The sequence below is a fragment of the Pseudomonas sp. 8209 genome, assembly GCF_028682105.1.
In the GTDB taxonomy this organism is placed as follows: Bacteria; Pseudomonadota; Gammaproteobacteria; order Pseudomonadales; family Pseudomonadaceae; genus Aquipseudomonas; species Aquipseudomonas palmensis.
Genome location: NZ_JANIAH010000005.1, coordinates 79,795 through 105,294, shown reverse-complemented (window position 1 = coordinate 105,294; position 25,500 = coordinate 79,795). Strand labels below are relative to the sequence as shown.

The 25,500-nt window shown below is 64.0% G+C and carries 26 protein-coding genes and 1 pseudogene; 9 read left to right on the top strand and 18 right to left on the bottom strand.

What is annotated here, in order from left to right:
• Positions 1 to 67: 67 nt before the first annotated feature.
• Positions 68 to 1,177 carry an ABC transporter ATP-binding protein gene (locus NP552_RS12125; RefSeq protein ID WP_274096766.1) on the bottom strand — a complete coding sequence of 370 codons (1,110 nt, stop codon included), beginning with the start codon at positions 1,175 to 1,177 and terminating at the stop codon, positions 68 to 70.
• A complete protein-coding gene (gene argF, locus NP552_RS12120; RefSeq protein WP_043861979.1) occupies positions 1,174 to 2,094 on the bottom strand; it encodes an ornithine carbamoyltransferase in 921 nt (306 codons plus the stop codon). Before argF ends, NP552_RS12125 begins: the two co-directional genes overlap by 4 nt.
• Before the next feature lie 389 nt (positions 2,095 to 2,483).
• On the opposite strand from argF, the gene NP552_RS12115 reads away from it, so the two are divergent.
• Together NP552_RS12115 and grxD are read left to right on the top strand one after the other, a co-directional pair.
• A complete protein-coding gene (locus NP552_RS12115) occupies positions 2,484 to 4,592 on the top strand; it encodes a molybdopterin oxidoreductase family protein (protein WP_274096765.1) in 2,109 nt (702 codons plus the stop codon).
• 92 nt (positions 4,593 to 4,684) lie between these two features.
• Positions 4,685 to 5,020: a Grx4 family monothiol glutaredoxin gene (grxD, locus tag NP552_RS12110; RefSeq protein ID WP_038999109.1), complete on the top strand. Its 336-nt coding sequence runs from the start codon at positions 4,685 to 4,687 to the stop codon at positions 5,018 to 5,020.
• A 140-nt stretch (positions 5,021 to 5,160) separates the two neighbouring features.
• Here the strand turns inward: grxD and bfr are convergent, their stop codons facing one another.
• Complete coding sequence (gene bfr / locus NP552_RS12105) at positions 5,161 to 5,631, bottom strand: bacterioferritin (RefSeq protein WP_043861977.1); 471 nt, start codon at positions 5,629 to 5,631, stop codon at positions 5,161 to 5,163.
• A gap of 201 nt (positions 5,632 to 5,832) precedes the next feature.
• On the bottom strand, positions 5,833 to 6,051 hold the full coding sequence (locus tag NP552_RS12100) for a bacterioferritin-associated ferredoxin (RefSeq protein WP_043861976.1): 219 nt from the start codon (positions 6,049 to 6,051) through the stop codon (positions 5,833 to 5,835).
• 236 nt (positions 6,052 to 6,287) lie between these two features.
• Between NP552_RS12100 and NP552_RS12095 the strand changes: the two genes are divergently transcribed.
• Positions 6,288 to 6,890, top strand: coding sequence for a peroxiredoxin (locus NP552_RS12095; RefSeq protein ID WP_043861975.1), 603 nt, complete (start codon positions 6,288 to 6,290; stop codon positions 6,888 to 6,890).
• Positions 6,891 to 7,000: 110 nt separating this feature from the next.
• Here the strand turns inward: NP552_RS12095 and rnt are convergent, their stop codons facing one another.
• On the bottom strand, positions 7,001 to 7,612 hold the full coding sequence (rnt, locus tag NP552_RS12090) for a ribonuclease T (RefSeq protein ID WP_173925077.1): 612 nt from the start codon (positions 7,610 to 7,612) through the stop codon (positions 7,001 to 7,003).
• 53 nt (positions 7,613 to 7,665) lie between these two features.
• Positions 7,666 to 8,712: a dihydroorotase gene (gene pyrC, locus NP552_RS12085; RefSeq protein WP_043861973.1), complete on the bottom strand. Its 1,047-nt coding sequence runs from the start codon at positions 8,710 to 8,712 to the stop codon at positions 7,666 to 7,668.
• Between the two features lie 131 nt (positions 8,713 to 8,843).
• Between pyrC and NP552_RS12080 the strand changes: the two genes are divergently transcribed.
• Both NP552_RS12080 and NP552_RS12075 read left to right on the top strand, forming a co-directional pair.
• Positions 8,844 to 9,812 (top strand): flagellar protein MotY, encoded by a 969-nt coding sequence (locus tag NP552_RS12080; RefSeq protein WP_043861972.1) that lies wholly within the window; start codon positions 8,844 to 8,846, stop codon positions 9,810 to 9,812.
• Between the two features lie 134 nt (positions 9,813 to 9,946).
• Positions 9,947 to 11,164 (top strand): argininosuccinate synthase, encoded by a 1,218-nt coding sequence (locus tag NP552_RS12075; protein ID WP_043861971.1) that lies wholly within the window; start codon positions 9,947 to 9,949, stop codon positions 11,162 to 11,164.
• Positions 11,165 to 11,215: 51 nt separating this feature from the next.
• Here NP552_RS12075 and NP552_RS12070 read toward each other — a convergent pair whose 3' ends face one another.
• Complete coding sequence (locus NP552_RS12070) at positions 11,216 to 11,743, bottom strand: hypothetical protein (RefSeq protein ID WP_274096764.1); 528 nt, start codon at positions 11,741 to 11,743, stop codon at positions 11,216 to 11,218.
• Positions 11,744 to 12,210: 467 nt separating this feature from the next.
• Between NP552_RS12070 and NP552_RS12065 the strand changes: the two genes are divergently transcribed.
• Positions 12,211 to 12,837, top strand: a complete 627-nt coding sequence (locus NP552_RS12065; RefSeq protein ID WP_043861969.1) for a response regulator transcription factor — start codon at positions 12,211 to 12,213, stop codon at positions 12,835 to 12,837.
• 75 nt (positions 12,838 to 12,912) lie between these two features.
• Here NP552_RS12065 and NP552_RS12060 read toward each other — a convergent pair whose 3' ends face one another.
• The 8 genes and pseudogenes from NP552_RS12060 to metG form a co-directional block, all read right to left on the bottom strand.
• Positions 12,913 to 13,092: a PA3496 family putative envelope integrity protein gene (locus NP552_RS12060; protein ID WP_043861968.1), complete on the bottom strand. Its 180-nt coding sequence runs from the start codon at positions 13,090 to 13,092 to the stop codon at positions 12,913 to 12,915.
• 104 nt (positions 13,093 to 13,196) lie between these two features.
• Positions 13,197 to 13,835 carry an endonuclease III gene (gene nth, locus NP552_RS12055; RefSeq protein ID WP_043861967.1) on the bottom strand — a complete coding sequence of 213 codons (639 nt, stop codon included), beginning with the start codon at positions 13,833 to 13,835 and terminating at the stop codon, positions 13,197 to 13,199.
• A 4-nt stretch (positions 13,836 to 13,839) separates the two neighbouring features.
• The gene (locus tag NP552_RS12050) at positions 13,840 to 14,361 is read right to left on the bottom strand and encodes an Rnf-Nqr domain containing protein (RefSeq protein WP_274096763.1); all 522 of its coding nucleotides are present in this window, start codon (positions 14,359 to 14,361) and stop codon (positions 13,840 to 13,842) included.
• Positions 14,354 to 14,968, bottom strand: a complete 615-nt coding sequence (locus tag NP552_RS12045) for an RnfABCDGE type electron transport complex subunit G (RefSeq protein ID WP_274096762.1) — start codon at positions 14,966 to 14,968, stop codon at positions 14,354 to 14,356. Before NP552_RS12045 ends, NP552_RS12050 begins: the two co-directional genes overlap by 8 nt.
• Positions 14,965 to 15,948, bottom strand: a complete 984-nt coding sequence (locus tag NP552_RS12040) for an RnfABCDGE type electron transport complex subunit D (RefSeq protein ID WP_054914748.1) — start codon at positions 15,946 to 15,948, stop codon at positions 14,965 to 14,967. Before NP552_RS12040 ends, NP552_RS12045 begins: the two co-directional genes overlap by 4 nt.
• A 16-nt stretch (positions 15,949 to 15,964) precedes the next feature.
• Positions 15,965 to 16,780, bottom strand: a pseudogene (locus NP552_RS12035) (RnfABCDGE type electron transport complex subunit B); the annotation flags it as partial.
• Positions 16,777 to 17,352: an Rnf-Nqr domain containing protein gene (locus NP552_RS12030; RefSeq protein WP_043861962.1), complete on the bottom strand. Its 576-nt coding sequence runs from the start codon at positions 17,350 to 17,352 to the stop codon at positions 16,777 to 16,779. The pseudogene NP552_RS12035 and the gene NP552_RS12030, both read right to left, overlap by 4 nt.
• Before the next feature lie 91 nt (positions 17,353 to 17,443).
• Positions 17,444 to 19,483 carry a methionine--tRNA ligase gene (metG, locus tag NP552_RS12025; protein WP_274096761.1) on the bottom strand — a complete coding sequence of 680 codons (2,040 nt, stop codon included), beginning with the start codon at positions 19,481 to 19,483 and terminating at the stop codon, positions 17,444 to 17,446.
• Between the two features lie 151 nt (positions 19,484 to 19,634).
• Here metG and apbC point away from each other — a divergent pair, with 151 nt between their 5' ends.
• Entirely contained in the window at positions 19,635 to 20,729 is a 1,095-nt protein-coding gene (apbC, locus tag NP552_RS12020; RefSeq protein ID WP_058540969.1) for an iron-sulfur cluster carrier protein ApbC, read from the top strand.
• A 180-nt stretch (positions 20,730 to 20,909) separates the two neighbouring features.
• Here the strand turns inward: apbC and NP552_RS12015 are convergent, their stop codons facing one another.
• Entirely contained in the window at positions 20,910 to 21,119 is a 210-nt protein-coding gene (locus tag NP552_RS12015; protein ID WP_008365925.1) for a cold-shock protein, read from the bottom strand.
• Between the two features lie 350 nt (positions 21,120 to 21,469).
• Between NP552_RS12015 and dcd the strand changes: the two genes are divergently transcribed.
• Both dcd and NP552_RS12005 read left to right on the top strand, forming a co-directional pair.
• Positions 21,470 to 22,036, top strand: coding sequence for a dCTP deaminase (dcd, locus tag NP552_RS12010; protein ID WP_028943496.1), 567 nt, complete (start codon positions 21,470 to 21,472; stop codon positions 22,034 to 22,036).
• Positions 22,037 to 22,136: 100 nt separating this feature from the next.
• The gene (locus tag NP552_RS12005) at positions 22,137 to 22,364 is read left to right on the top strand and encodes a hypothetical protein (protein ID WP_058540970.1); all 228 of its coding nucleotides are present in this window, start codon (positions 22,137 to 22,139) and stop codon (positions 22,362 to 22,364) included.
• 2 nt (positions 22,365 to 22,366) lie between these two features.
• On the opposite strand, the gene pdeM is transcribed toward NP552_RS12005, so the two are convergent.
• Positions 22,367 to 23,026: a ligase-associated DNA damage response endonuclease PdeM gene (gene pdeM / locus NP552_RS12000; protein ID WP_102063802.1), complete on the bottom strand. Its 660-nt coding sequence runs from the start codon at positions 23,024 to 23,026 to the stop codon at positions 22,367 to 22,369.
• On the bottom strand, positions 23,027 to 25,486 hold the full coding sequence (locus tag NP552_RS11995; protein WP_274096760.1) for a ligase-associated DNA damage response DEXH box helicase: 2,460 nt from the start codon (positions 25,484 to 25,486) through the stop codon (positions 23,027 to 23,029).
• Between the last annotated feature and the right edge of the window lie 14 nt (positions 25,487 to 25,500).

The window sequence follows — 25,500 nt, the reverse complement described above, 5'->3', positions numbered from 1 at the left end:
GCAAGGCTGGTTCCTACAGTAGGCCAGGCAATTTCCTGTAGGAGCCAGCCTTGCTGGCGAAGCCTTATCAGAGCGCCGCGCTGTAGCGTCGCACGCCGTTCTCCGCCACCGGCAGTTGTGCCGGCACCGTGCCGGCCACCGGGAACAGCACCAGGTGGTCCGCCGCCACTTCAATGCCCACCTCGCCGCCGACCTGATGGTCGATATGGCTCGGGAAGATCGCTTCGAGCTGGCTGCCGGTACCCAGTTGTAGGCGGTACAGGGTGGACGCACCGAGGAAGCTCTTGCCGACGATGCTTGCCCTCAAGGCACTGTGGGGCGCATGCACGATGTCGTCCGGGCGCAGCAGCACATCCACCGCGCTGCCCTGGGGCAGGGTGTAGGCCCGATTGCCGCGCAGCTCGCCCAGTTCGGTCTGCACCGATTCGGGGCTGGTCAGCTGGCCACGGATGAAATAGCCCTGGCCGATAAAGCTGGCCACGAACGGCGTGAACGGTTCGTGGTAGAGGTTGTACGGGGTGTCCCACTGCTCCAGGCGGCCTTCCTTGAACACGCCCACATGGTCGCTGACGGCAAAGGCCTCTTCCTGGTCATGGGTGACCAGGATCGCGCTGGTGCCGCGACTCTTGAGGATGTCACGCACCTCATGACTGAGGCGTCGGCGCAGTTCCACGTCGAGGTTGGAGAACGGCTCGTCCAGCAGCAGCAGTTGCGGCTCGGGTGCCAGGGCACGGGCCAGGGCCACACGCTGTTGCTGGCCGCCGGACAGCTCGTGCGGGTAGCGCCCGCCAAGCTTGTCCAGCTTCACCAGCTCGAGCATTTCATCGACCACCTGGCGCTGGCGCGGGTGCTTGCCGATGCCGAACGCGATGTTCTCGGCCACGGTCAGGTGCGGGAACAGCGCGTAGTCCTGAAACACCATGCCGATGCGGCGCTTCTCCGGGGCCAGGGTGAAGCCGGCCTTGGAGATGACTTCGCCCGCCAGGCTGATCTCGCCCTCGTGCACCGGCTCGAAACCGGCGATGGCGCGCAGCGTGGTGGTCTTGCCGCACCCCGAGGAACCCAGCAGGCAACCGATGTCGCCGGCGTTGAGGTGCAGGTTGAGGTTCTGGACGATGCGCTGCTCGCCATAGCCGCAGGCGAGGTCGCGCAGGTTAAGCAGTAGAGGTTGACTCATGCGTGGTGATAGGCCGGTTCGACAAGATATTCGAGAAGCGCCTTCTGTGCATGCAAGCGGTTTTCGGCCTGGTCCCAGGCGACCGAACGGGGGTCGTCGAGCAGGTCCAGGCTGATTTCCTCGCCACGGTGGGCGGGCAGGCAGTGCATGAACAGGGCATCCGCAGCCGCCAGGTCGAGCAGTTCGCGGTTGACCTGGTAAGGCGCAAACAGCGCCAGGCGCCGTGCAGTTTCCTCCTCCTGGCCCATGGAAGTCCAGACATCGGTGCTCACCAGGTGTGCACCGCGCACGGCGTCCTTGGGGTCGCGCACGATCTGCACGCGCTCGCCGGCCTGGGCCACGAACGCCGGGTTGGGCTCATAGCCCTCAGGGCAGGCGATGCGCAGCTGGAAGTCGAACTGGATGGCCGCTTCTATATAGCTGTTGCACATGTTGTTGCCATCGCCCACCCAGGCCACGGTCTTGCCCTGGATCGAGCCGCGGTGTTCGAGGAAGGTCTGCATGTCGGCCAGCAGCTGGCACGGGTGCAGGTCGTCGGACAGGCCGTTGATCACCGGTACCCGCGAATTGGCGGCGAACTCGGTGAGCGTGCTGTGGGCAAATGTACGGATCATCACCGCGTCGAGCATGCGCGACATGACGATGGCGCAGTCACCGATCGGCTCGCCACGGCCCAGCTGGGTGTCGCGTGGCGACAGGAAGATGGCCTGGCCACCGAGCTGGATCATGCCGGCTTCGAACGACAGCCGGGTACGCGTGGACGATTTTTCGAAAATCATGCCCAGCACGCGGTTTTTCAGAGGTTCGAAGAGTACGCCGCGGTTACGCAGGTCCTTCAGCTCGATCCCTCGGCGGATCACACTGACCAGTTCTTCGGCGGTGAAATCCATCAGGGAGAGAAAGTGCCTAGCGCTCATCATTGACTACCTTTTTGCAACAGACCGCAGATCATCAAAAGCCGGTTTTCGAAAATAACGGAAGTGACCTGCGGCGAAAGCCGCACGGGGCGACGAAATAGGGAAAGGCGCAATACTATAATTAAATGTCGCGTCTTACCAAGTGGCGGCTGCGAACTCGACGTTGCCGAATGTGTTCAAGCCGTTGGGTGACGCTTTTTATTGGGCCGGACAGGCTTTGTACACTGCCCGCCGAGGCCTTTGCAACGCATGCGCGGTACAGGTGCCAGCGCGCCGCGACCATCGCCTTGCCTGATGCCGGGCGATTCACGCCACGAACGTCACTGGCGAGGGGGGCGGGGCAGGGCCATAGTCGAGGTCGCTAATCAGACCTACAACAAGAGGCGGCCATGAGCAAAAGCGTGCATCACCGTGCCTGTCATCTGTGCGAAGCCATCTGCGGCCTGACCCTGGAAGTGGCCCATGAGCCTGGGCAGGCGCCGCGCATCACGTCGATCAAGGGCGATGCGCTGGACACCTTCAGCCGTGGCCATATCTGTCCCAAGGCCGTTGCGTTGCAGGACATCCAGAACGATCCGGACCGCCTGCGTACTCCCATGCGCCGCATCGGCGAGCAATGGCAGGCCATCGGCTGGGACGAGGCGTTCGCGCTGGCCGCCCGGAAGCTCTGGGCCCTTCAGCAGCGCCATGGTCAGAACGCGGTGGCGGTGTACCAGGGCAACCCCAGCGTGCACAACTACGGCCTGATGACCCACAGCAACTATTTCCTGGGCCTGCTCAAGACGCGCAACCGCTTTTCCGCGACCTCGGTCGACCAGTTGCCGCAGCACCTGACCAGCTACCTGATGTACGGCCATGGCCTGCTGTTACCGATTGCGGACATCGACCATACCGACTTCATGCTGATTCTGGGCGGCAACCCCTTGGCTTCCAACGGCAGCATCATGACCGTGCCCGATGTCGAAAAGCGCCTCAAGGCCCTGCAGGCACGGGGCGGCAAGCTGGTGGTGGTCGACCCGCGGCGCAGCGAGACCGCGGCCATGGCCGACCAACACCTGTTCGTGCGCCCAGGCGCTGATGCGGCGCTGCTGTGCGGGCTGCTCAACACCCTGTTCGAGGAAGGCCTGAGCCGTACCACGCACCTGCCGGTGGCCGGGCTGGACGCGGTGCGCGAGGCAATCGCGCCGTTCACAGCCGAAGCCATGGGCCCGCGCTGTGGTATCGAGGCCGAGCAGATCCGCCAGTTGGCCCGCGACTTCGCCGCCGCCGACAAGGCCGTGTGCTATGGGCGCATGGGTATCTCGACCCAGGCTTTCGGCACCCTGTGCCATTGGCTGGTGCAGATGATCAACCTGGTCAGTGGCAATCTGGATCGGGTCGGCGGCGCCTTGTGCACCCAGCCGGCAGTGGACCTGGTGGCCAGTACCAGCGGCGGACATTTCAACGCCTGGCAGAGCCGGGTGTCGGGCCTGCCCGAGTACGCAGGCGAGCTGCCGGTGGCGGCACTGGCCGAAGAAATGCTGTGCGAGGGCGAAGGGCAGGTGCGCGCACTCGTCACCGTGGCCGGCAACCCGGTGCTCTCCACGCCCAATGGGCGGCAGCTGGAGCAGGCGCTGCAAGGGCTGGAGTTCATGCTCAGCATCGACCTGTACATCAACGAGACCACGCGCCATGCCGACCTGATCCTGCCGTCCACCTCGGCGCTGGAGAACGATCACTACGACACCACCTTCAACCTGCTGGCGGTGCGCAACGTCAGCCGCTTCAACCGGGCGATCCTGGCCAAGCCCGAAGGCGCGCTGCACGACTGGGAGATCTTCGTCGGCCTGGCCAAGGCCTTCGCGGCACTGGCCGACAAGCCGCTCAAACCGACCCTGACACCCGCGCAGATGATCGACCTGGGCTTGCGCGGCGGGCCCCATGGCCAGGGCAGCGCGTTCGACCTGTCGCTGCACACCCTCGAGCGCTATCCCCACGGTATCGACCTGGGGCCGTTGCAGCCCAACCTCGGTGCACGGCTGAAAACTGCCAGCCAGTGTGTCGAGGCCGCGCCCGCGGTGATCCTGGCCGACCTTCAGCGCTTCGCCGCGCAAGCTTTGCCCCACGCCACGCAACTGGTGCTGATCGGGCGTCGGCATGTGCGCAGCAACAACTCCTGGATGCACAACTACCATCGCCTGGTGAAGGGCAAGCCGCGCCACCAGCTGCTGATGCACCCCGACGACCTGGCCGGCCGGCAGTTGCAGGACGGCCAGCGAGTGCGCGTCAGCTCGCGCGTGGGCAGCATCGAGGTGGAGGTGCTCGCCAGCACCGATATGATGCCCGGCGTGGTCAGCCTGCCACACGGCTTCGGCCACGGGCGGCCAGGCATGCGCCTGGGCATCGCTCAGGCGCAAGCAGGGGCCAGTGCCAACGATCTGACCGACGAGCGTCAGCGCGACGCGGTATCGGGCAATGCGGCGCTCAACGGGGTGGTGGTAGAGGTGGTTGCGGCCTGATATCGGCAAGGCCGAGCGTCACGCTCGGCTTTCCGATACAATGCGTCACCGTGCCGACAACCAGGTCGGAAAGTTCAGCCGCGAGGTGCTTCATGGATATTATCGAAACAATCAAAGAGCAGATTGCCAACAACACCATTCTGCTTTACATGAAAGGCTCGCCGAATGCCCCGCAGTGCGGCTTTTCGGCCAAGGCGGCGCAAGCCGTGATGGGTTGTGGCGAGAAGTTCGCTTACGTGGATATCCTGCAGAACCCGGAAATCCGCGCCAACCTGCCCAAGTACGCCAACTGGCCGACCTTCCCGCAACTGTGGGTGGGCGGTGAGCTGGTCGGCGGCAGCGATATCATGGCCGAGATGTTTGCCAACGGCGAGCTGCAGACCCTGATCAAGGACGCCGCTGCCAAGGCCGAGGCGGCCAAGGCCTGAATCCGGTTTTGCACTGTAGAGCCCCGCATCTGCGGGGCTTTTTTGTGCCTGCCTGGGCCCGGTGGCCGGCAAGGCCGGTTACCCCAGGCGAAAAAAAGCCCCGCACAGGCGGGGCTTTGGTTGCAGCCGGTTGGGCGTGATTACTCGCCCATCTGCGACTGCAGGTAGTTTTCCAGGCTGACCTTGTCGATCAGGCTCAACTGGGTTTCCAGCCAGTCGATATGCTCTTCCTCGGCCTCGAGGATGTCCTCGAGCAGTTCGCGGCTGCCGAAGTCGCCCACGGTCTCGCAATGCGCAATCGCCGCCTTCAGGTCGATCAGGCCTTTCTGCTCCAGGCGCAGGTCGCACTCAAGCATTTCCTTGGTGTGTTCGCCAATCAGCAGCTTGCCCAGGTCCTGGACGTTGGGAATACCTTCTAGAAACAGAATGCGCTTGATCAGTTTGTCAGCGTGTTTCATCTCGTCGATGGATTCTTTGTATTCGTGCTTGCCGAGCTTTTCCAGACCCCAGTCTTCGTACATGCGCGCATGCAGGAAGTATTGGTTGATTGCGACCAGCTCGTTTCCGAGGATCTTGTTGAGATGCTGGATGACGCTAACGTCGCCTTTCATGATGGGGTCCTGCCCTGCGTAAGTGTGTCGATAAGCACGAGTCTGAGCCCGACAACTTCCAGTGTCAAACCTAAGTTATTGAATAATAAATGAAAATTAATCGGAATAAGAATGTTTGTGTTCCGCGTTTTAAGCCTAACTACTTGAATTGCAGGCATAAAAAAACCGGACACGAGGTCCGGTTCTTCAAATTCGCTGTTTTCAGGCTGCGGTAAATTCTACCGGATAAGGCAGGGCGGCCTGGCTGACCTGCAGTTTGGTCAGGGTTTCACGTACCACTTCCTTGGCCAGGCAGGCACATTTGCCGCACTGGGTGCCCACGTTGGTGGCGGCACGGACTTCCTTGTAGCTGCAGCATCCTTCGTAAATCGCATCGCGGATCTGTCCGTCGGTAACACCAACACAAAGACACACATACATAAGGGAGACCATCGCTGGTAAAGGCTTGATGTCGGGGAGCTTAATGCTAATGAGAATGCTTGTCAAAGTACCTTGTGCAGAGGCCCGTTCCAGAGCGACCGGCGGTCAGTCTGGCAGTGGGCTGGCATTCGCTCGGCGCACGGCGTCGGTCGGTGTATGATGGGCAGTTCTTGTGTCATGCCAGCGGACCTGCGGGTCGGCTGCGCAAACCATTCAATACCATCAGGAGATATCGAATGAGCGTGCTCGTAGGCAAAAACGCCCCGGACTTCACCGTACCTGCAGTACTGGGCAACGGCGAGATCGTCGACAGCTTCAACCTGGCTTCGGCTATCAAGGGCAAGTACGGCCTGGTGTTCTTCTACCCACTGGACTTCACCTTCGTCTGCCCGTCCGAGCTGATCGCCCTGGATCACCGCATGGACGACTTCAAGGCGCGCAACGTTGAAGTGATCGCCGTTTCGATCGACTCGCACTTCACCCACAACGCCTGGCGCAACACCCCGATCAACGCCGGCGGTATCGGCCCGGTCAAATACATCATGGCTGCCGACCTCAAGCACGAAATCGCCCAGGCCTACGACGTCGAGTCCGAAGGCGGCGTGGCCTTCCGTGGCGCGTTCCTGATCGACGACAAGGGTGTTGTCCGTTCGCAGATCGTCAACGACCTGCCGCTGGGCCGCAACATGGAAGAGCTGATCCGTCTGGTCGACGCGCTGCAATTCCACGAAGAGCACGGCGAAGTCTGCCCTGCCAACTGGAAAAAAGGCGACAAGGGCATGACCGCTTCGCCAGAAGGCGTTGCTGCCTACCTGAGCGAGAATGCTGGCAAGCTGTAAGCGCCACGCATGAAAAAACCGGCCCTGGTGGCCGGTTTTTTTATGCCTGTTCGCCAGCAAGGCTGGCTCCTGCGTCGCGTAGCGTCTGCAGGCGCCGGCCGGCGAAGCGGTCAGTCGCGAAAGTCCTGCCAGCCGCCCATTTCCTTCCAGCGATTGACGATGCCGCAGAACAGCTCGGCCGTCTTCTCGGTGTCGTAGCGCGCCGAGTGTGCCTCCCGCCCGTCAAAGTCGATGTCGGCACTCTGGCAGGCCCGCGCCAGCACGGTCTGACCATAGGCCAGGCCAGCCAGGGTGGCGGTGTCGAAGCTGGAGAACGGGTGGAAGGGGTTGCGCTTCATGTCGTGGCGCGCCACGGCCGCGTTGAGGAAGCCCAGGTCGAAACTGCTGTTGTGCCCCACCAGGATCGCGCGCTTGCAGCCATTGGCCTTGAGGGCCTTGCGCACGCCGCGGAAGATGTCGGTCAGCGCCGACTCTTCGCTGACCGCCATGCGCAGCGGGTGATCGAGCTTGATGCCGGTGAAGTCCAGGGCCGCCTGTTCGATATTGGCGCCCTCGAAGGGTTCGACGCGGAAGAAATAGGTGTGCTCCGGGAACAGAAAGCCCTTTTCGTCCATGCCGATGGTGACTGCGGCTATTTCCAGCAGTGCATCGGTGGCGCAGTTGAAACCACCGGTTTCAACATCCACCACCACCGGCAGGTAGCCGCGAAAGCGCTCTGCCATCGGATGGCGCGAACCGCCGCCTTGACCTTCCTGGTCGTCTTCGTAATCGTCGCTCACACAGTCTCCTCCAGCAGGCGCCAGCGCAGTTGCTCACCGGCGCGCAGCGGGATGACAGTCTGCTCGCCGAACGGCAGGCTGCCTGGGGCGGTCCAGCTTTCGCGGACCAGGGTAATGTGGTCGGTGTTCGCCGGCAGGCCGTAGAACGCCGGGCCATGAAGGCTGGCGAAACCTTCCAGCTTGTCCAGCGCGTTGCGCTGTTCGAACGCCTCGGCGTACAGCTCGATGGCGGCGAACGCGGTGTAGCAGCCGGCACAGCCGCAGGCGGCTTCCTTGGCATGCTGGGCGTGGGGCGCCGAATCGGTGCCGAGGAAGAACTTGCTGCTGCCGCTGGTGGCTGCGTCGAGCAGAGCCACCTGGTGGGTGTTGCGCTTGAGGATCGGCAGGCAGTAGAAGTGCGGGCGAATACCGCCCACCAGCATGTGGTTGCGGTTGTACAGCAGGTGCTGGGCGGTGATGGTTGCGCCGACGTTGGCCGGGGCCTCGTTGACGAACTGCACGGCTTCGGCAGTGGTGATGTGCTCGAACACCACTTTGAGCGTGGGGAAGCGCTCGACCACACGGCGCAGATGCTCGTCGATGAACAGCTTCTCGCGATCGAACACGTCGATCTCGGGGCGGGTCACTTCGCCGTGCACCAGAAGTGGCATGCCCACCTCGGCCATGGCTTCGAGCACCGGGAAAATCTTGTCGACGCTGGTCACGCCGGAGTCCGAGTTGGTGGTCGCGCCGGCCGGGTACATCTTGGCGGCATGCACGAATCCGCTGGCCTTGGCCGCGCGAATGTCCTCGGGCTGGGTGCGGTCGGTGAGGTACAGCACCATCAGCGGTTCGAAGCGGCTGCCGGCAGGGCGGGCGGCCAGGATGCGCTGGCGATAGGCGTCGGCTTCGGCAGTGTTGCGTACCGGCGGTACCAGGTTGGGCATGATGATGGCGCGGGCAAAGGTGCGCGCCACGTCGCCGACGGTATGGGGCAATACAGCGCCATCGCGAAGATGGATGTGCCAGTCGTCGGGACGCAGGAGGGTCAGGCGGTCGGACATTGGGGATTCCAGGCGGTTCGAACTCCCGGTGAATGCTACCGGAAAAGCCCGATCCGAGCACTCGCTATCAAGTTTTGCGCAGGGCGTCCGATAGCTTGCAGGTATGCCGTAAGAAATTTGTGGAGCCGCCCGTGCGCCAGCGTTACCTAGCCCTGCTCAGTATGTTTGCCAGCCTGCCGGCCGTGGCACTCACCTTCCAGACTCGCGTGGAGAACGTCGAGTGGAAGGTCGAGGGCGATCAGTTCGAATGCCGGCTGATCCAGCCGATCGCCGATTTCGGCAGCGGCGAGTTCGTGCGCCGCGCGGGCGAGCAGGCCACCTTCCAGCTACGCTCCACCAGCAATGTGCTGGGCGCCGGCTCCGCGACCCTGCTGGCCGCCGCCGCACCGTGGCAGCCCGGGCGTGGCGACATCAACCTGGGCGCGGTGCGCATGGCGCGCAGCGGCGTGCTGTTCAACAGCTCCCAGGGCCAGGCCAGCCGGCTCATCAATGGCCTGCTGGACGGGCGCAGCACCGTGGTGCGCAACTACACCGGCGAAGCCGGGCGCAGCATGGAAGTGCGCGTGCTGCCGGTGAAGTTCAACCGTGCCTACGGTGACTACCAGGCCTGTGCGGCCAAGCTGCTGCCGATGAACTATGACCAGGTGCGCCAGGCACGCGTGGGCTTTCCGGGCGGCGGTATCGATCTGGATGCCGATGCACGTGCCCGCCTGGACGTGATCATCGACTTCCTCAAGGCCGACCCCACGGTCAACCACATCGAGCTCGATGGCCACTCCGACAACAGCGGCAACCGCCTGACCAACCGCGACCTCTCGCGTCGCCGCGCCCTGGCGGTGCAGGACTACCTCAAGGCCCATGGCATCCCCGAAGAGCAGATCACCGTGCGCTTTCATGGCGAGCGCTATCCGCTGGCGGCCAATACCAATGCCGCCAATCGGGCACGCAACCGCCGGGTGAACATCCAGCTCGACCGCGTCACCCCGGTCGAGAAGCCCGCAGAGGTTGCCCCGCACAAGCCTGCCGAACCGGCAGCGACCCCGCCTGCGCCGGCACCCACGCAGACGCCGGCCGCCCAGGCAGGCAAACCCGCCGCCTGATTCGACGGTGCGACCGCCGGTCGCGCCGACGACAATTTCTGTCGCTTTGTCGTCACAAGCTGTCGCCCCACTGTAAATTCTGCGGTAAGGCCGGTAGAATCACCGGCTTTCCGTACAACCCGTGGAGTGATGGCATGGCGGACGTAAAAAAGGTCGTACTGGCGTATTCCGGCGGCCTTGATACTTCGGTGATTCTCAAGTGGCTGCAAGATACCTACAACTGTGAAGTGGTGACGTTCACCGCCGATCTGGGGCAGGGCGAGGAGGTCGAACCGGCCCGCGCCAAGGCTCAGGCCATGGGTGTCAAAGAGATCTACATCGATGACCTGCGAGAAGAATTCGTCCGCGATTTCGTGTTCCCGATGTTCCGCGCCAACACCGTCTACGAAGGCGAGTACCTGCTGGGTACTTCCATCGCACGTCCGCTGATCGCCAAGCGTCTGATCGAGATCGCCAACGAAACCGGCGCCGACGCCATTTCCCATGGCGCCACCGGCAAGGGCAACGACCAGGTGCGTTTCGAGCTGGGTGCCTACGCGCTCAAGCCAGGCGTCAAGGTCATCGCCCCATGGCGCGAGTGGGACCTGCTCTCGCGCGAGAAACTGATGGACTACGCCGAGAAGCACGGTATCCCGATCGAGCGTCACGGCAAGAAGAAGTCGCCGTACTCGATGGACGCCAACCTGCTGCACATCTCCTACGAGGGCGGCGTGCTGGAGGATACCTGGACCGAGCACGAAGAAGACATGTGGCGCTGGACCAAGTCGCCAGAAAACGCCCCTGATGTTCCGACCTACCTGGAACTGACCTACCGCAACGGCGACGTCGTGGCGCTGGACGGCGTCGAGATGACTCCGGCCACCGTCCTGGCCACCCTGAACCGCATCGGCGGCGAGAACGGCATCGGTCGCCTGGACATCGTCGAGAACCGCTATGTGGGCATGAAGTCCCGTGGCTGCTACGAAACCCCGGGCGGCACCATCATGCTGCGCGCGCACCGTGCGATCGAGTCCATCACCCTGGACCGCGAAGTGGCTCACCTCAAGGATGAGCTGATGGCCAAGTACGCCAGCTTGATCTACACCGGCTACTGGTGGAGCCCTGAGCGTCTGATGCTGCAACAGATGATCGATGCTTCGCAGTTGAACGTGAACGGTGTGGTTCGCCTGAAGCTGTACAAGGGCAACGTCATCGTCACCGGTCGCAAGTCTGACGATTCGCTGTTCGATGCCAACATCGCCACCTTCGAAGAAGACGGCGGCGCCTACAACCAGGCCGACGCGGCGGGCTTCATCAAGCTCAACGCACTGCGCCTGCGCATTGCCGCGAACAAGGGCCGCTCACTGGTGTGAGGGGCGCTTGAACGAAAGGAACCCGGCCTGAGGCCGGGTTTTTTTATGCCTTCATTGCGGTAGCTCGGCGCCCAGGGCATGGGTGGTCAGTGTGGTCTGCGTGCCGGTTTCAAGGTTGTGGATGACCAGCGTGCCCAGCCTGGGCTGTTGCGTGATGGCCTGAGTGACAAGGTATTCGATCAGCGATGTGCTGTGTGCACCGGAAATGACGATGGTCGAGATAGCGGGTGCCATGGCGTCGCAACCCAGGGGTGGGGCTTGTGTGGTCAATTGTGCAAAGGCAGAACGGGCAGGCGGCAGGTGACTTTCACGTTGTTCTGAAGTTGGCCAGTCTTTGGGTTCATCCGGAACTTCAGGCGTGTCCTCGTTGTACTCCGGGCAATACAGCGTCTTGCTGTTGAAGTTGAGCGTCAGGAAAAACAGGATTGTCAGAAAGGGTGGAAAGCCCACCAGAAACCACGTGTAGATACCCTGGCTGTCTTCGCCAAGAAAGGGCAGTGAGGCCAACGCAGAGGCTTCGATGATACCCGCGAAAATAGCAATGATCGTCAGTGGGCTTTTCGGTTCGACGTTGCTCATGTACGTGCCTGCTGCTCGGCGTGAGCGCTGTTTCGTGGGCGCAAGGGTCAGGGTTCGCATTGTTTTTGGAACCACTATGCGGCCTGGGTACTTCGGTGTTCAGGGGGTTATGGATCGTCCTCAGGAAATACTTCGGTGCAACTTCGACGCGATAAAACGCCGTGACGGGATTGATACCCGGGTTTGGCAAATATCACGGATATTTCCTGCGTGCGGGCGAGCGTTGTCATATGGAACGTGGCGAGAGTGCGGTGTTAGTGTTTGTTCGCACTGCATGCACGCCTCGAACGGCGCAATGATTGTTTCTGCTTAACGCCTGCTATCAGGAAGTTTTGTAGGAATAATCTTCTATTTAGGTAGGTCTGGTCTTGTCGTGCAACTGTCAAGGAAGCTGCAATGCACTATGCCGGTTGACTAGGCTATTGTGCGGGCTCAAAAAATCGAACAGCGAAAATTGGATTTTGCCCATGAATAAAGTGCTGATCGTGGATGATCATCCGGTCATTCGCCTGGCTGTACGCATGCTGATGGAGCGGCATGGCTATGAAGTTGTCGCAGAGACCGACAACGGAGTGGACGCGCTGCAGCTGGTCAAGAAACACCTGCCCGATATCGTGATACTGGATATCGGCATGCCCAAGCTCGATGGGCTGGAGGTCATCGCAAGGTTGACCTCCAATGACGTGAACATAAAGGTACTGGTGCTGACCTCACAGGCACCTGGGCATTTTTCGATGCGGTGCATGCAGGCGGGCGCCGCGGGTTATGTCTGCAAGCAGCAGGACCTTACCGAGCTGCTCAGCGCCATCAAGGCGGTCCTCTCCGGTTACAGCTACTTCCCCAACCAGGCCCTGCACTCGGTGCGTTCGAACCTTGGCGGTTCCAGCGAAGCGGATATGGTCGAACGTCTGTCGGGGCGGGAGATGATGGTGCTGCAGCAACTGGCACGCGGCAAGACCAACAAGGAGATTGCCGACGGCATGTTTCTGAGCAACAAGACGGTGAGTACCTACAAGACGCGCCTGTTGCTCAAGCTCAATGCGCGCTCCCTGGTGGACCTTATCGAACTGGCCCAGCGTAACGGCCTGGTGTGAACCAGACCTTGCCAGGGCGACTGCCTGGCCCCTGCATGCGCTAGAGACGGCCCGCCCGCGACCTGAAGTGGGCCGTCAAAGATCGAAGTCGTAATCGGCCAACTGCTTTTGCAGGCGGCGTTCTTCCAGCATGTTGTCGATGGTGCGACGCTTGCTGAGGTTGGTCTTCGCCGTTTCGGGCGGGCTTTCCGTTTCCTGTTCGTCTGCCGTGTCCGGCTCGACGTCGATATCCAGCTCTTCGTTATCGGTGCTCATAAGTCACTCCATGCCAAGAGGGCTATTGGCGCACCTTATAGCGATATTTTCAGAGCCGGTAAAAAAGATTTTTTCAATCGTGCGCAACCGATTCAACTATTTGTTCAATCGTCGGAGGTTTTTTGCGGGTACTCGCAAAGGTCCTCGATACGGCAGCTTCCACAGCGTGGCTTGCGCGCCTGGCATACATAGCGCCCATGCAGTATCAGCCAGTGGTGCGCATCCAGCAGATAGTCCTTGGGCACAAACTTCATCAATGCCTTTTCCACCTCCAGCACCGTCTTGCCGGGGGCGATACGGGTGCGGTTGCTGACCCGGAAGATATGCGTGTCCACCGCCATGGTCGGCTGGCGAAATGCGGTGTTGAGCACCACGTTGGCCGTCTTTCTGCCCACCCCTGGCAACGCTTCGAGGGCCTCGCGGGTTTGCGGCACTTCGCCGCCGTGGCGCTCGATCAGCAGGCGACAGGTTTCGATGACGTTCTTGGCCTTGCTGTTGTACAGGCCGATGGTCTTGATGTAGCTGGACAACCCTTCAACGCCCAGGTCGTAGATGGCCTGGGGCGTGTTGGCCACCGGGTACAGGCGTGCAGTGGCCTTGTTGACCCCCACGTCGGTGGATTGCGCCGAGAGGATGACCGCGATCAGCAGTTCGAAGGGGGTGGTGTAGGCTAGCTCGGTCTTCGGGTCCGGGTTGTCTTCGTGCAGCCTGCGAAAGATTTCCAGGCGTTTGGCAGCATTCATGGGCTCAGAGGCTTCCTTGACGGCTAGAGGGGGCCGGCTTGCGCCGCACCCGGTTGAAAATGGCCAGTAGCAGGCCCAGCAGGATCAGTGCGCCCGGGGTCAGTTGGGCCAGGCGCAGCCCGGCAGAGCCCAGCAGTTCGCGACACAGGCCCAGCAGCAGGTGCACTGTACACAAGCCGATGACCAGCAGCAGGCCTTGCGCGACGCCGCAATGGCGCTCGAAGCTCTGTTCCAGCAGCACGCATTGCAGTGCGATCAGCGCCGGGTAGATGCCCAGTTGCGCGTGAACCTCCAGGGCCCAGGCGCGCAGGCTCAGCTCCAGGCAGGTCACCAGCATCGCCGCCAAAAGCACGCTGACCAGCGTGGTCTGCAGCCCTTGCAGCAGCGGGCGCAAGGGCGTCATGCACAACCGGTGCAGGCACAGGCTCAACAGGCTGAACAACGCCAGCGCTGCGGCCTGGGCCAGGGTCTGGCTGGCGCCCAGCATCGGGGCCAGGCTGAGGATGAGCAGGCTGCGGCTATTCATGTTCACCGGTACCCAGCAGATAGAGGGAGTGTTCGTCGAAGTAGCGCAGGGCATCGTGCACCGCCCGGACCACTGCGCGGGAGGTCACGCTGGCGCCGGCCAGCTGGTCGAACTGGCCGGCATCGCGCTTGAGGGCCCAGGCCGGATCGGGGGTGTCCGCCAGCGTGCGGCCCTCGAACCCGCGTAGCCAGGTGTTGCCCGGTTCACTCAGCTTGCCGCCAAGCCCTGGCGTTTCCTGGTGCTGCAGCACCCGGGTGGCCAGCAGGCGGCCGTGGCTGTCGATGGCGATCAGCAGGTCCAATGGCCCCGCATAGCCCTGAACCCGGCTGTGCAGCACCACGGCGCTGGGCTGGCCGAGCAGGGTCGCGCGGTAGCCGGCCAGCAGGGTGCTATGGGCCAGGGTCGGTGCGGGCAGTGCGAGGGGGCGTTGCAGCGGCTGGTTGTCGTAGCGCTCTGCCGGCAGCACGCTCAGCAGGCTCCTGGCCTTGAGCTGCAGTTCAGCCTGGCTGATACGCGCGGCGTTCAACTGCGCCCAGCCAATGGCGCAGCCGATGGCCAGGCACGCCACAGCCGCCACCAGCAGCACTGCACGCGCCCGGGGGGTCATGCCGGCTGCCCTTGGCGCCGCGCGGCCCAGCGTTCGAGCGCCGGCACGCACAGGTTCATCAGCAGCACGGCGAACGCACTGCCGTCGGGGTAGCTACCCCAGGTACGGATCAGATAGACCAGCACGCCCACCCCGGCGCCGAACAGCAGGCGTGCGCTGGCCGCCCTGGGGCCGCTGACCGGTTCGGTGACGATGAAGAACGCGACGAACAGGCTGGAGCCGGCCAGCAGGTGAAACAGCGGCGAGCCATTGGAGTCGGAGCCCGAGCCGTTCCAGCCCAGCAGGCTCATGATGAACAGGCTGCCCAGCATGGCCACCGGGGCATGCCAGCTGAACACCTTGCGCTGCAGCAACAACAGGCCGCCGGCCAGGAAGGCCAGGGCGACCCACTCGCTGCCCGCGCCGGCGAATCGGCCGAAGGCCGGGTGCTGGCCGAACAGTTCTTCGATGGTCAGGCTCTGGTTGTGGCGCACCACATCCAGCACCGTCGCCTGGGCCCAGGCGTCGGGTCGGACGGCCAAGCCGAACACCGCTTCGAGGCTGGTGCCCAGGTCCAGCGGTTGCGGCCCGGGCCACTGGGTCATCTGGGCCGGAAAGCTGACCAGGGCCACGGCATAGCCGAGCATGGCCGGGTTGAACGGATTCTTGCCAAGCCCGCCGTACACATGCTTGCCCAGGGCCAGGGCGCTTGCGCTGGCAATCACCGGCACCCACCAGGCGAGGTAGGCGGGCAGGGCGATGGCCAGCAGTGTGGCGCTGACCAGGGCGCTGCCATCACCCAGTGCAGCACGTACCGGGCGGCGCTGGGCGCGCAGCAACACCGCTTCGGTCGCCAGCGCCGCGGTGGTGGTCAGCAGCAGGTTGAGCAGGGTGCCCCAACCGTGCAGCCAGGTCAGTGCCAGCAAGCCGGGCAGGCACGCCAGCAGCACCAGGCGCAGGCTGGCGCGCAGGCGTTCGCCCGGGTCAGGCGCGGGCAGCATCGCTTACCGCCAGCAGTGATTCCAGGTGAGCCTGGGCCTGTTGCTGCGCTTGCTGCAGCTCAGCCAGTTGCGCTTGCTGCGCCGGGCTTGGCGAGTCGCCAAAGGCTGTGCGCGCCTTGGTCAGCTGGGCGCGACTCATGGCCGCGGCAATCTTGGCCTTTTTCAGCGCCGCATCGGCGGCTGCAGCCTTTTGCGCCTGCACCCGCGCAATCGCGGCCTTGATCGGGTCGTCGGCCGGCACCGCAGCCGCCGCGTTCGGGGCGGGCCGCTGGCTGCGCGCGATGCGTTCGGCCTGCTTGCGCGCCTCTTCGCGTTGCAGGCGCTGGGCACGCTGCTCGAAGCGGTGGCGTGCATGGCTGCGCCGGGCGGCGCGGGCGAGCTGCTGTGGCCGGGTGTGCGCCAGGCCGCCGACGATCGGCACGATAGGGCTGTCGGCAGGCAGTGGCAGCAGGTCGATGCAGTCGACCGGGCAAGGCGCCACGCACAGGTCGCAGCCGGTGCATTCGGCGCTGATGACTGTGTGCATCAGCTTGGCGGCGCCGACGATGGCGTCCACCGGGCAGGCCTGGATGCATTTGGTGCAACCGATACATTCGGCCTCGCGAATGAAGGCGACCTGGGCGGGCGCACTGCCGCGGTCGGTATCCAGGGCAATCACCGGCACCTGCAGCAGTGCTGCCAGTGCGGCAATGGTCTCGCTGCCGCCGGGTGGGCACTTGTTGATCGCCTCGCCCGCCGCCAGCCCCTGGGCGTAAGGCTGGCAGCCGGCATGACCGCACTTGCCGCATTGGGTCTGGGGCAGCAGGGCGTCGATGCGTTGAATCAGGCTCATGAGGTGAACAGTCCGTTGAAACCGAGAAAGGCCAGGGCCATGATCCCTGCGCCGATCAGCTCGATGGGCAGGCCGCGCAAGGCCACGGGGGCCGCGTCGCTGCGTTGGCGCAGGTCGTCGAACAGGCACAGCGCCAGCCAGAAGCCCAGGCCGCCGCCCAGGCTCAGGGCCAGGGTGGCGAACGGGTCGAGCGTGGCATCGCTGGCTTGCAGGGCAAGGCCCAAGACGGCGGCATTGCCCAGCAGCAAGGGTTTGAGGCCGGTGAACGGCCAGTGTGGCAGTTGGCGTTGCAACCGGTTCAGCACCGGCGCTGCCAGCAGAACGCACAGCGGCAGGAACACGAACAGGCGCAGGTACTCCAGTTGCAGCGGGCGCAACCCGTAGCGGTAAAGCAACTGCCCCGGTACGACCGCCAGCACCATCAGCACCAGCGTCGCCAACCCCAGTGCGTGCACCCGGCGACGTGACGCCGGCTCGACGGGCTGCAGCAGCGGGTCGAGCGCGAGGGCCTGGTGCAACACGAGGTTGTTGACCAGCGCAGCGCTGATAAGGGTAAGGAGCAGTTCGGTCATGGGCGCGCCACAGGCAAGAGGCTGTGCGCCATTATCCGGCAATCACGGTGCAATGAGAACGCCCCGGCCGGTCAGGGTCGGGGCGTGGCACTTACTTGATGCGCTGACCCGGCTTGGCGCCGCTGTCAGGGCTGAGCAGGTAGATCTCCTCGCCGCCAGGGCCTGCGGCCATGACCATCCCCTCGCTCACGCCAAAGCGCATTTTGCGTGGCTTGAGGTTGGCGATCATCATGGTCAGACGACCTTCCAGCTTGCTCGGGTCCGGGTAGGCGGACTTGATGCCGGAGAACACGTTGCGCTGCTCGTCACCGATGTCCAGGGTCAGTCGCAGCAGCTTGTCGGCCCCTTCCACGGCTTCGGCCTTGAGAATCAGCGCTACCCGCAGGTCGACGGCGGCAAAGGTGTCGAAGTCGATCTCGGCCGACAGCGGGTCCTTGGTCAGCTCGCCGTTGCCGGTGACCACGCTGGTCTGGCTGGCGGCCAGGTCCTGCTTGGAAGCGTCGACCATGGCTTGCACCTTGACCGGGTCGATGCGGGTCATCAATGCCTTGAACGGGTTCAGCTGGTGGTTCTCGAGACGGCTCAGGTGGTCGTTCCAGGTCAGCGGCGCGACGTTCAGGAACGCCTCGGCATCGCTGGCCAGTTGCGGCAGCACCGGCTTGAGGAAGATCACCAGCTGGCGGAACAGGTTGATGCCCTGGGCGCACACGGCCTGCACTTCGTCCTGCTTGCCTTCCTGCTTGGCCAGCGACCACGGGGCCTTGTCGGCGATCCAGGCGTTGGCGCGGTCGGCCAGGCCCATGATTTCGCGCATCGCACGGGCGAAGTCGCGGCCTTCGTAGGCGTCGGCGATACCCGGTGCCGCAGCCAGGAAGGCTTCGGTCAGCTCCGGTGCGGCGTCGCCGGCCACCATCACGCCGCCGTTGCCCTTGTGGATGAACCCTGCGCAGCGGCTGGCGATGTTGACCACCTTGCCGATCAGGTCCGAGTTGACCTTCTGCACGAAGTCTTCCAGGTTCAGGTCCAGGTCATCCACGCCACGGCCCAGCTTGGCCGCGTAGTAGTAGCGCAGGTATTCCGGCGACAGGTGGTCGAGGTAGGTGCGCGCCTTGATGAAGGTGCCACGAGACTTGGACATCTTCTGGCCGTTGACCGTCAGGTAGCCGTGCACGTTGATTGCGGTCGGCTTGCGGTAGCCGGCGCCTTCGAGCATGGCCGGCCAGAACAGCGCGTGGAAGTTGACGATGTCCTTGCCGATGAAGTGGTACAGCTCGGCGCTGGAGTCTTTTTTCCAGTAGGCGTCGAAGTCCAGTTCCGGCGTGCGGTCGCACAGGTTCTTGAAGCTGGCCATGTAGCCGATCGGCGCGTCCAGCCACACATAGAAGTACTTGCCCGGCTCGCCCGGGATCTCGAAGCCGAAGTACGGCGCATCACGGGAGATGTCCCATTCCTGCAGGCCGGAATCCAGCCATTCGGCCAACTTGTTGGCCACGGCGTCCTGCAGTGTGCCGCTGCGGGTCCACTGCTGCAGCATGGCCTGGAAGTCGGGCAGCTTGAAGAAGAAGTGCTGGGAGTCCCTGAGCACCGGGGTGGCGCCGGAGATCGCCGACTTGGGGTTCTTCAGTTCGGTCGGTGCGTAGGTGGCGCCGCATTTTTCGCAGTTGTCGCCATACTGGTCGTCGGCCGCGCATTTGGGGCAGGTGCCCTTGATGAAGCGGTCGGCCAGGAACATCTGCTTGTCGGGGTCGAAATACTGGGTGACCGAGCGCGTGGCGATATGCCCGGCGTCACGCAGTTTCAGGTAGATCTGGCTCGACAGCTCGCGGTTTTCGTCGGCGTGGGTCGAATGGTAGTTGTCGAACTCCACCAGAAAGTCGGCAAAGTCGCCGCAGTGCTCGGCCTGCACATTCGCGATCAGTTGCTCGGGGGTAATGCCTTCTTTCTCGGCGCGCAGCATGATCGCCGAACCGTGCGCGTCGTCGGCGCACACGTAGGTGCACTGGTTGCCGCGGTACTTCTGGAAGCGCACCCACATGTCTGTCTGAACGTACTCGAGCATGTGGCCAAGGTGGATCGACCCGTTGGCATAGGGCAGGGCGCTGGTGACGAGAATCTGGCGTGGCTCGGACATGGGGGCTCGGCTACTTTCGGCTACAGGGTATGAACGGTGATCGGCCACTATAAAACGATGGGAAATATATTTCACCCCATGGACGTATCTGCCGTTGTTTCACGGGTTAGCATAGCGACCTGTTTCATTCAGTCTTTTATCGGGAGTCTCCATGAGCGCCGTCACTCGCGCAGCGGTTGAAACCGTCCTTCGCCAATACACCGACCCTTACCTGAACCAGGACCCGGTCAGCGCCGGGTGTGTGCGCAGCATCGATATCCAGGGCGACCGGGTCAGCGTGGCCCTGGAGCTGGGCTATGCCGCCGGCCTGTTCAAGAACGGCTGGGCCCAGGTGCTGCAGACCGCCGTCGAGGGGATCGAGGGCGTGGCCTCGGCACAGGTCGAGATCACCTGTGTGATCGCCGCGCACAAGGCCCAGGCGCAGATTCCGGGCCTGGCCAACGTCAAGAACATCGTGGCCGTTGCCTCGGGCAAGGGCGGTGTGGGCAAGTCCACCACCGCCGCCAACCTGGCCCTGGCCCTGGCCCGTGAAGGGGCGCGAGTGGGTATCCTGGATGCCGACATCTATGGCCCCAGCCAGGGCGTGATGTTCGGTATCGCCGAAGGGACCCGGCCGCAGATCCGCGACCAGAAGTGGTTCGTGCCGTTGCGTGCGCATGGCGTGGAAGTCATGTCGATGGCGTTTCTTACCGACGACAACACGCCGATGGTATGGCGTGGCCCGATGGTCTCCGGTGCGTTGCTGCAACTGGTGACCCAGACCGCCTGGGACAACCTCGACTACCTGGTGATCGACATGCCGCCGGGCACCGGCGACATCCAGCTGACCCTGGCGCAGAAGGTGCCGGTGGCCGGTTCGGTGATCGTGACCACGCCGCAGGACCTTGCGCTGCTGGACGCGAAAAAGGGTGTGGAGATGTTCCGCAAGGTGAATATCCCGGTGCTGGGCGTGGTCGAGAACATGGCCGTGCATATCTGCTCGAACTGCGGGCATGCCGAGCACCTGTTCGGTGAAGGTGGTGGCGAGAAGCTGGCGGCGCAGTACGGTGTGGAGCTGCTGGCTTCGCTGCCCCTGTCGATGCTGATTCGCGAGCAGGCCGACAGCGGCAAGCCGACTGCGATTGCCGAGCCTGAAAGCCAGATTGCCATGGTGTACCAGGAACTGGCACGGCAGGTGGGGGCGCGCATCGTGCTGCAGGAAGCGGCGGCGCCGGCGATGCCCAATATCACCATCAGCGAAGACTGAGTCGATACCCTCGCCTGTGTAGGAGCCGGCGTTGCCGGCGAAGGGCCCACTGCATCACCAGGCAGGTACTGCGGTGTTGCCTTCGCCGGCAACGCCGGCTCCTACGGGCAGCCCCACCGGCAAGGCAAAAAAAAGCCCCGCCGGTGAGGGCAGGGCTTTTTTCAAGCAGTGAAGCGCAAGTTAGATAACTTGTACTTCTTCAGCTTGCATGCCTTTCTGGCCGCGGGTAGCGACGAAAGAGACCTGCTGGCCTTCTTTCAGGCTTTTGAAGCCGTCAGCTTGAATGGCTTTGAAGTGTACGAACAGGTCGTCACCGGATTGTGGGGTGATGAAGCCGAAGCCTTTTTCATCGTTGAACCACTTAACGGTACCGGTTTGGCGATTGGACATGGTCTGTCTCCTTGGACAAAGTTAATTACGGCTCAGGAAACGCCCTGGCCGAGACTGAGTGCAAAGAGGCAGAAAATTCATGAAGATGGGTTGATCGAGATCTTGCATCAGGTAGAGATTCTCAGTGACACGTGCAGCACAGTGGCGTCACCATAACCCTTTTTCCAGAACGTGCCAATGGTCTTGTTCAGCTTTCGTGCAATTCAAGACTGACGGCGCCGCGATACCCCGCGCAGGCCCCGTATGACGCGGATCTTGCCGCCAACACCGCACGGAACTTTGAACCCGGCGCCGGGCCCGGTAAGATGCCCCACAGAATTTCTTCACCACGCTATTTCAGGACACCCGCCATGAGCATCAAATCGGACAAGTGGATTCGCCGCATGGCGCAGGAACACGGCATGATCGAGCCCTTCGTCGAGCGTCAGGTACGCGGCGAAAGCGACAACCGGCTGATCTCTTTCGGCGTCTCCAGCTACGGCTACGACGTGCGCTGCGCCGACGAGTTCAAGGTGTTCACCAACATCAATTCGGCCACCGTCGATCCGAAAAACTTCGACGCCGGCAGCTTCGTCGACGTCAAGAGCGACGTGTGCATCATCCCGCCCAACTCCTTCGCCCTGGCGCGCACCGTCGAGTACTTCCGCATCCCGCGCAACGTGCTGACCATCTGCCTGGGCAAGAGCACCTATGCCCGTTGCGGCATCATCGTCAACGTCACCCCGCTCGAGCCGGAGTGGGAAGGCCACGTGACCCTGGAGTTCTCCAACACCACCACCCTGCCGGCCAAGATCTACGCCAACGAAGGCGTGGCGCAGATGCTGTTCCTGGAGTCCGACGAAGAGTGCGAAGTGTCCTATAAGGACCGCGGCGGCAAGTACCAGGGCCAGCGCGGTGTGACCCTGCCGCGCACCTGAGCCGACGAAGCGAGGGAATTACTCGCCGGCAAGGCACTCCAAGCAGATGAACCGTCCCGGCACGCCAGGAGGCGTGTCGGACTTCGCTCAGGAGCCGCCTATGAAACTCGACCCCTCAATCAGCGCCAAACTTGCCGTGCTGCAGCCCAATCAGATTGGGCTGGTGGCCTGGTCATTGCTCGCGCAGCCGCCACTGATGCAGGCCGGTGGCGTCCCCGGCCAGCCTGGCCCGGACACCCCGTCGCCGCCGCAGCCAGGCGATAACCCGCCGATGGAACCGGGTGAACCCACACTCCCTGATGAACCGCCACCGGCACCGGTTGCCTGAGCCTAGGGCTTGACCGGCCATACCTGCGCGTCTGCCGTCAGGTACACGCGCTCACCCGGCTGAGGCTGCACTGCCCAGCCGCCGGTGAAGTCCCCGAAGGCCGGCAGCAGGCCGAGCCGTTCGCCGATCACGAAGCAGGGCAGGCGCAGGCGTTGCCGCGCGCGCCCTCGCAGCACATACACCGGGTGTACGTGGCCGGCCAGCACCAGGTGCGTGGCATGGGGCTCGGGCTCGTGCTGCAAGGCGAATGGCCCCAGCAGCAGCGGGCCGTCCAGCACGTCGATGCGCAGCCCTTCGGGCGGGTCGCCGGCATGCAGGTCGTGGTTGCCGCGTATCAGCGTGATCTTCAGCCGGGCGTGCTCCTCCCGCCATTGCCGCACGCGTTCCAGCGTGGCCGCGGCGCGGCCGGTGCGTGCGTGCAGAAAGTCGCCCAGCACGATCAGCTCTTCGCACGGGTAGCTGGTCAGCAGCCGGTCCAGGCGTTGCAGGGTCGATTGCGTGGTGCCGCGGGGCACGGGCAGGTGCTGGGCGCGAAATGCCGCCGCCTTGCCGATATGCACATCGGCCACCAGCATCACCCTGCGCGCCGGCCAGTACAGCGCCTTGTCCCCCAGCAGCCAGAGCTGCTCGCCGTGTACGTCGATGTTCAGGCAGTGACTCATTCAGCGCTCCCGGCTCGCGGCCTTTTCCAGGTCGGCGACCATGCGGGCGATGCGGTCGGCGAGCTTTTCCGTGCTCAGGGTTTCGCGCATGCCTTCCACCAGCAGCGGAAAGGCCAGCGGGCCCGGGCGCGCAAGCGGCTGCAGATGCAGGCGCAAACCGCCCAGCCGGCTCAGTACCTGCGCCAGCCGGTCGATCTCAAGCTCTGCGTTCAGCACCTCGTCACGGGCCTGGCCCAGCAGCAGGTTGCCCGCGTCGTGCTGGCGGAACACCTCGAAGAACAGGCCGCTGGACGCCTGGATCTGCCGGGTGCTCTTGTGCGAGCCGGGATAGCCGCCGAACACCAGCCCGGAGATCTGCGCAATTTCGCGAAAACGTCGCATGGCCATTTCGCCGGCATTCAGGCTGGCCAGCACGTCCTCGAGCAGTTCATCGGGGCTCAGCAGGTCCGGCAGCATGGCCGCCCACGGCACTTCGCCAGGGCACAGCAGTTCCAGGCCATAGTCGTTCACCGCAATCGAGAAACTCGCCGGCTGGCTGCGGCTGTAGCGCCACGCCAGCAGGCTGGCCAGCCCAAGGTGGGTGGTGCGCCCGGCAAATGGATAGAGAAACAGATGGCAGCCCTGACGCGAGGTCCAGGTCTCGGCCAGCAGCATGTCGTGGGTGGGGATCACCGACCAGCGCCGCTGCAGCTCCAGCAATGGCTTGACCGCCTGCATGGCCGGCCCGTGGTAGCGACCGTGCGCGGCGCTGTTGAGCTGCTCGACCACGGCCCTGGCCAGCTCGCTGGAAAGCGGCATGCGCCCGCCGTTCCAGCGTGGTACGGCAGGTTTGCGTGCGGTGCTGCGACGCACATAGGCGGTCATGTTGTCGATGCGCACCAGCTCCAGCGTGCGCCCGGCGAACAGGAAGGCATCGCCCGGGCGCAGGCGGGCAACGAAGGCTTCCTCGACACTGCCCAGGTTGCGCCCGCCGCCTCCCTTGCTCCAGAACTTCAGCTGGATGCTCGCATCGCTGACGATGGTGCCGATGCCCATGCGGTGGCGGCGCGCCAGGCGCGCGTTGGCCACCCGCCATACCCCGTCCGGGGCTTCGATGACCCGGTGATAGTCAGGGTAGGCGCCCAGCGAGGCACCGCCGTTGCGCACGAATTCCAGCGCCCATTGCCACTGTTCGTCGCGCAGGTGCCGATAGGCCCAGGTGCTGCGCACTTCCTCGAGCAGTTGCGCGGGGCGAAACCCGGCCCCCAGGGCCATGCTCACCAGGTGCTGCACCAGTACATCCATGCACAGCGCCGGAGAGCGCCTTGCCTCTATCTGGCGTGCTGCCACGGCCTCGCGGGCGGCGGCGGCCTCCACCAGCTCCAGGCTGTGGGTCGGTACCAGGGTCACCCGCGAAGGGCGGCCCGGCGCGTGCCCCGAGCGTCCGGCGCGCTGCATCAGACGCGCCACGCCCTTGGCCGAGCCGATCTGCAACACCCGTTCGACGGGCAGAAAATCCACCCCCAGGTCTAGGCTTGAGGTACATACCACTGCCTTGAGCTGGCCCTGTTTCAGGCTCTGCTCGACCCAGTTGCGGGTTTCGCGGGCCAGCGAGGCGTGATGCAGGGCAATGATGCCGGCCCAGTCGGGGCGCGCCTCCAGCAGCGCCTGATACCACAGCTCGGCCTGGGCGCGGGTGTTGGTGAACACCAGGCAACTGCCGCTGCGCGCCACCTCATCGCGCACCTGCGCGAGCATCTTGAGCCCCATGTGCCCGGCCCAGGGGAAGCGCTCGATGGCTTCGGGCAGCAGGGTATCGACCTCGATGCGCTTGTCCTGGCGGCCTTGCACCAGGCATCCGCCCTCGGGCAGCAGCACGTCGCGGGCATGCTCCAGGTTGCCCAGGGTGGCCGAGATGCCCCATACGATCAGGCCCGGGTGCCAGCGGCGCAGGCGCGCCAGGGCCAACTGCAGTTGTACACCGCGCTTGTTGCCGAGCAGCTCGTGCCATTCGTCCACCACCACCAGGCGCAGGCTGGCGAACTCGCTCTGCGCCGCATCGCGGGTCAGCAGCAGGGTCAGGCTTTCGGGGGTGGTGATCAGGGCACTGGGCAGGCGCCGGCTCTGGCGGGCACGCTCGGCGCTGGAGGTGTCGCCGCTGCGCACGCCCAGGCTCCAGTGAATCTGCAACGCGTCCAGTGGCGCCTGCAAGGCCCGCGCGGTATCGGCGGCCAGGGCGCGCATGGGGGTGATCCACAGCACTTGCAGCGGTGCCGGGTGCTTGGCGCGTGGCGTGTCCTGGGCATGGAGGTGTTGCAGCGCGGCCAGCCACAGGGCGTAGGTTTTGCCGGCGCCGGTGCTGGCATGCAGCAACCCGGATTCGCCGCGGGCGACGGCGGCCCACACGCGCTTCTGAAAGGCGAAGGGCTTCCAGCCACGGGTGGCAAACCAGGGGCCAGCAAGGTCGGAAGGTTTACGCATGCCGGGGCCGCTTG

Excerpts from the sequence above, each read along its gene's own strand:
- NP552_RS12125 (WP_274096766.1), bottom strand. The coding sequence starts at position 1,177 with ATGAGTCAACCTCTACTGCTTAACCTGCGCGACCTCGCCTGCGGCTAT.
- argF (WP_043861979.1), bottom strand. The coding sequence starts at position 2,094 with ATGAGCGCTAGGCACTTTCTCTCCCTGATGGATTTCACCGCCGAAGAA.
- NP552_RS12115 (WP_274096765.1), top strand. The coding sequence starts at position 2,484 with ATGAGCAAAAGCGTGCATCACCGTGCCTGTCATCTGTGCGAAGCCATC.
- grxD (WP_038999109.1), top strand. The coding sequence starts at position 4,685 with ATGGATATTATCGAAACAATCAAAGAGCAGATTGCCAACAACACCATT.
- bfr (WP_043861977.1), bottom strand. The coding sequence starts at position 5,631 with ATGAAAGGCGACGTTAGCGTCATCCAGCATCTCAACAAGATCCTCGGA.
- NP552_RS12100 (WP_043861976.1), bottom strand. The coding sequence starts at position 6,051 with ATGTATGTGTGTCTTTGTGTTGGTGTTACCGACGGACAGATCCGCGAT.
- NP552_RS12095 (WP_043861975.1), top strand. The coding sequence starts at position 6,288 with ATGAGCGTGCTCGTAGGCAAAAACGCCCCGGACTTCACCGTACCTGCA.
- rnt (WP_173925077.1), bottom strand. The coding sequence starts at position 7,612 with ATGGCAGAGCGCTTTCGCGGCTACCTGCCGGTGGTGGTGGATGTTGAA.
- pyrC (WP_043861973.1), bottom strand. The coding sequence starts at position 8,712 with ATGTCCGACCGCCTGACCCTCCTGCGTCCCGACGACTGGCACATCCAT.
- NP552_RS12075 (WP_043861971.1), top strand. The coding sequence starts at position 9,947 with ATGGCGGACGTAAAAAAGGTCGTACTGGCGTATTCCGGCGGCCTTGAT.
- NP552_RS12070 (WP_274096764.1), bottom strand. The coding sequence starts at position 11,743 with ATGAGCAACGTCGAACCGAAAAGCCCACTGACGATCATTGCTATTTTC.
- NP552_RS12065 (WP_043861969.1), top strand. The coding sequence starts at position 12,211 with ATGAATAAAGTGCTGATCGTGGATGATCATCCGGTCATTCGCCTGGCT.
- NP552_RS12060 (WP_043861968.1), bottom strand. The coding sequence starts at position 13,092 with ATGAGCACCGATAACGAAGAGCTGGATATCGACGTCGAGCCGGACACG.
- nth (WP_043861967.1), bottom strand. The coding sequence starts at position 13,835 with ATGAATGCTGCCAAACGCCTGGAAATCTTTCGCAGGCTGCACGAAGAC.
- NP552_RS12050 (WP_274096763.1), bottom strand. The coding sequence starts at position 14,361 with ATGAATAGCCGCAGCCTGCTCATCCTCAGCCTGGCCCCGATGCTGGGC.
- NP552_RS12045 (WP_274096762.1), bottom strand. The coding sequence starts at position 14,968 with ATGACCCCCCGGGCGCGTGCAGTGCTGCTGGTGGCGGCTGTGGCGTGC.
- NP552_RS12040 (WP_054914748.1), bottom strand. The coding sequence starts at position 15,948 with ATGCTGCCCGCGCCTGACCCGGGCGAACGCCTGCGCGCCAGCCTGCGC.
- NP552_RS12030 (WP_043861962.1), bottom strand. The coding sequence starts at position 17,352 with ATGACCGAACTGCTCCTTACCCTTATCAGCGCTGCGCTGGTCAACAAC.
- metG (WP_274096761.1), bottom strand. The coding sequence starts at position 19,483 with ATGTCCGAGCCACGCCAGATTCTCGTCACCAGCGCCCTGCCCTATGCC.
- apbC (WP_058540969.1), top strand. The coding sequence starts at position 19,635 with ATGAGCGCCGTCACTCGCGCAGCGGTTGAAACCGTCCTTCGCCAATAC.
- NP552_RS12015 (WP_008365925.1), bottom strand. The coding sequence starts at position 21,119 with ATGTCCAATCGCCAAACCGGTACCGTTAAGTGGTTCAACGATGAAAAA.
- dcd (WP_028943496.1), top strand. The coding sequence starts at position 21,470 with ATGAGCATCAAATCGGACAAGTGGATTCGCCGCATGGCGCAGGAACAC.
- NP552_RS12005 (WP_058540970.1), top strand. The coding sequence starts at position 22,137 with ATGAAACTCGACCCCTCAATCAGCGCCAAACTTGCCGTGCTGCAGCCC.
- pdeM (WP_102063802.1), bottom strand. The coding sequence starts at position 23,026 with ATGAGTCACTGCCTGAACATCGACGTACACGGCGAGCAGCTCTGGCTG.
- NP552_RS11995 (WP_274096760.1), bottom strand. The coding sequence starts at position 25,486 with ATGCGTAAACCTTCCGACCTTGCTGGCCCCTGGTTTGCCACCCGTGGC.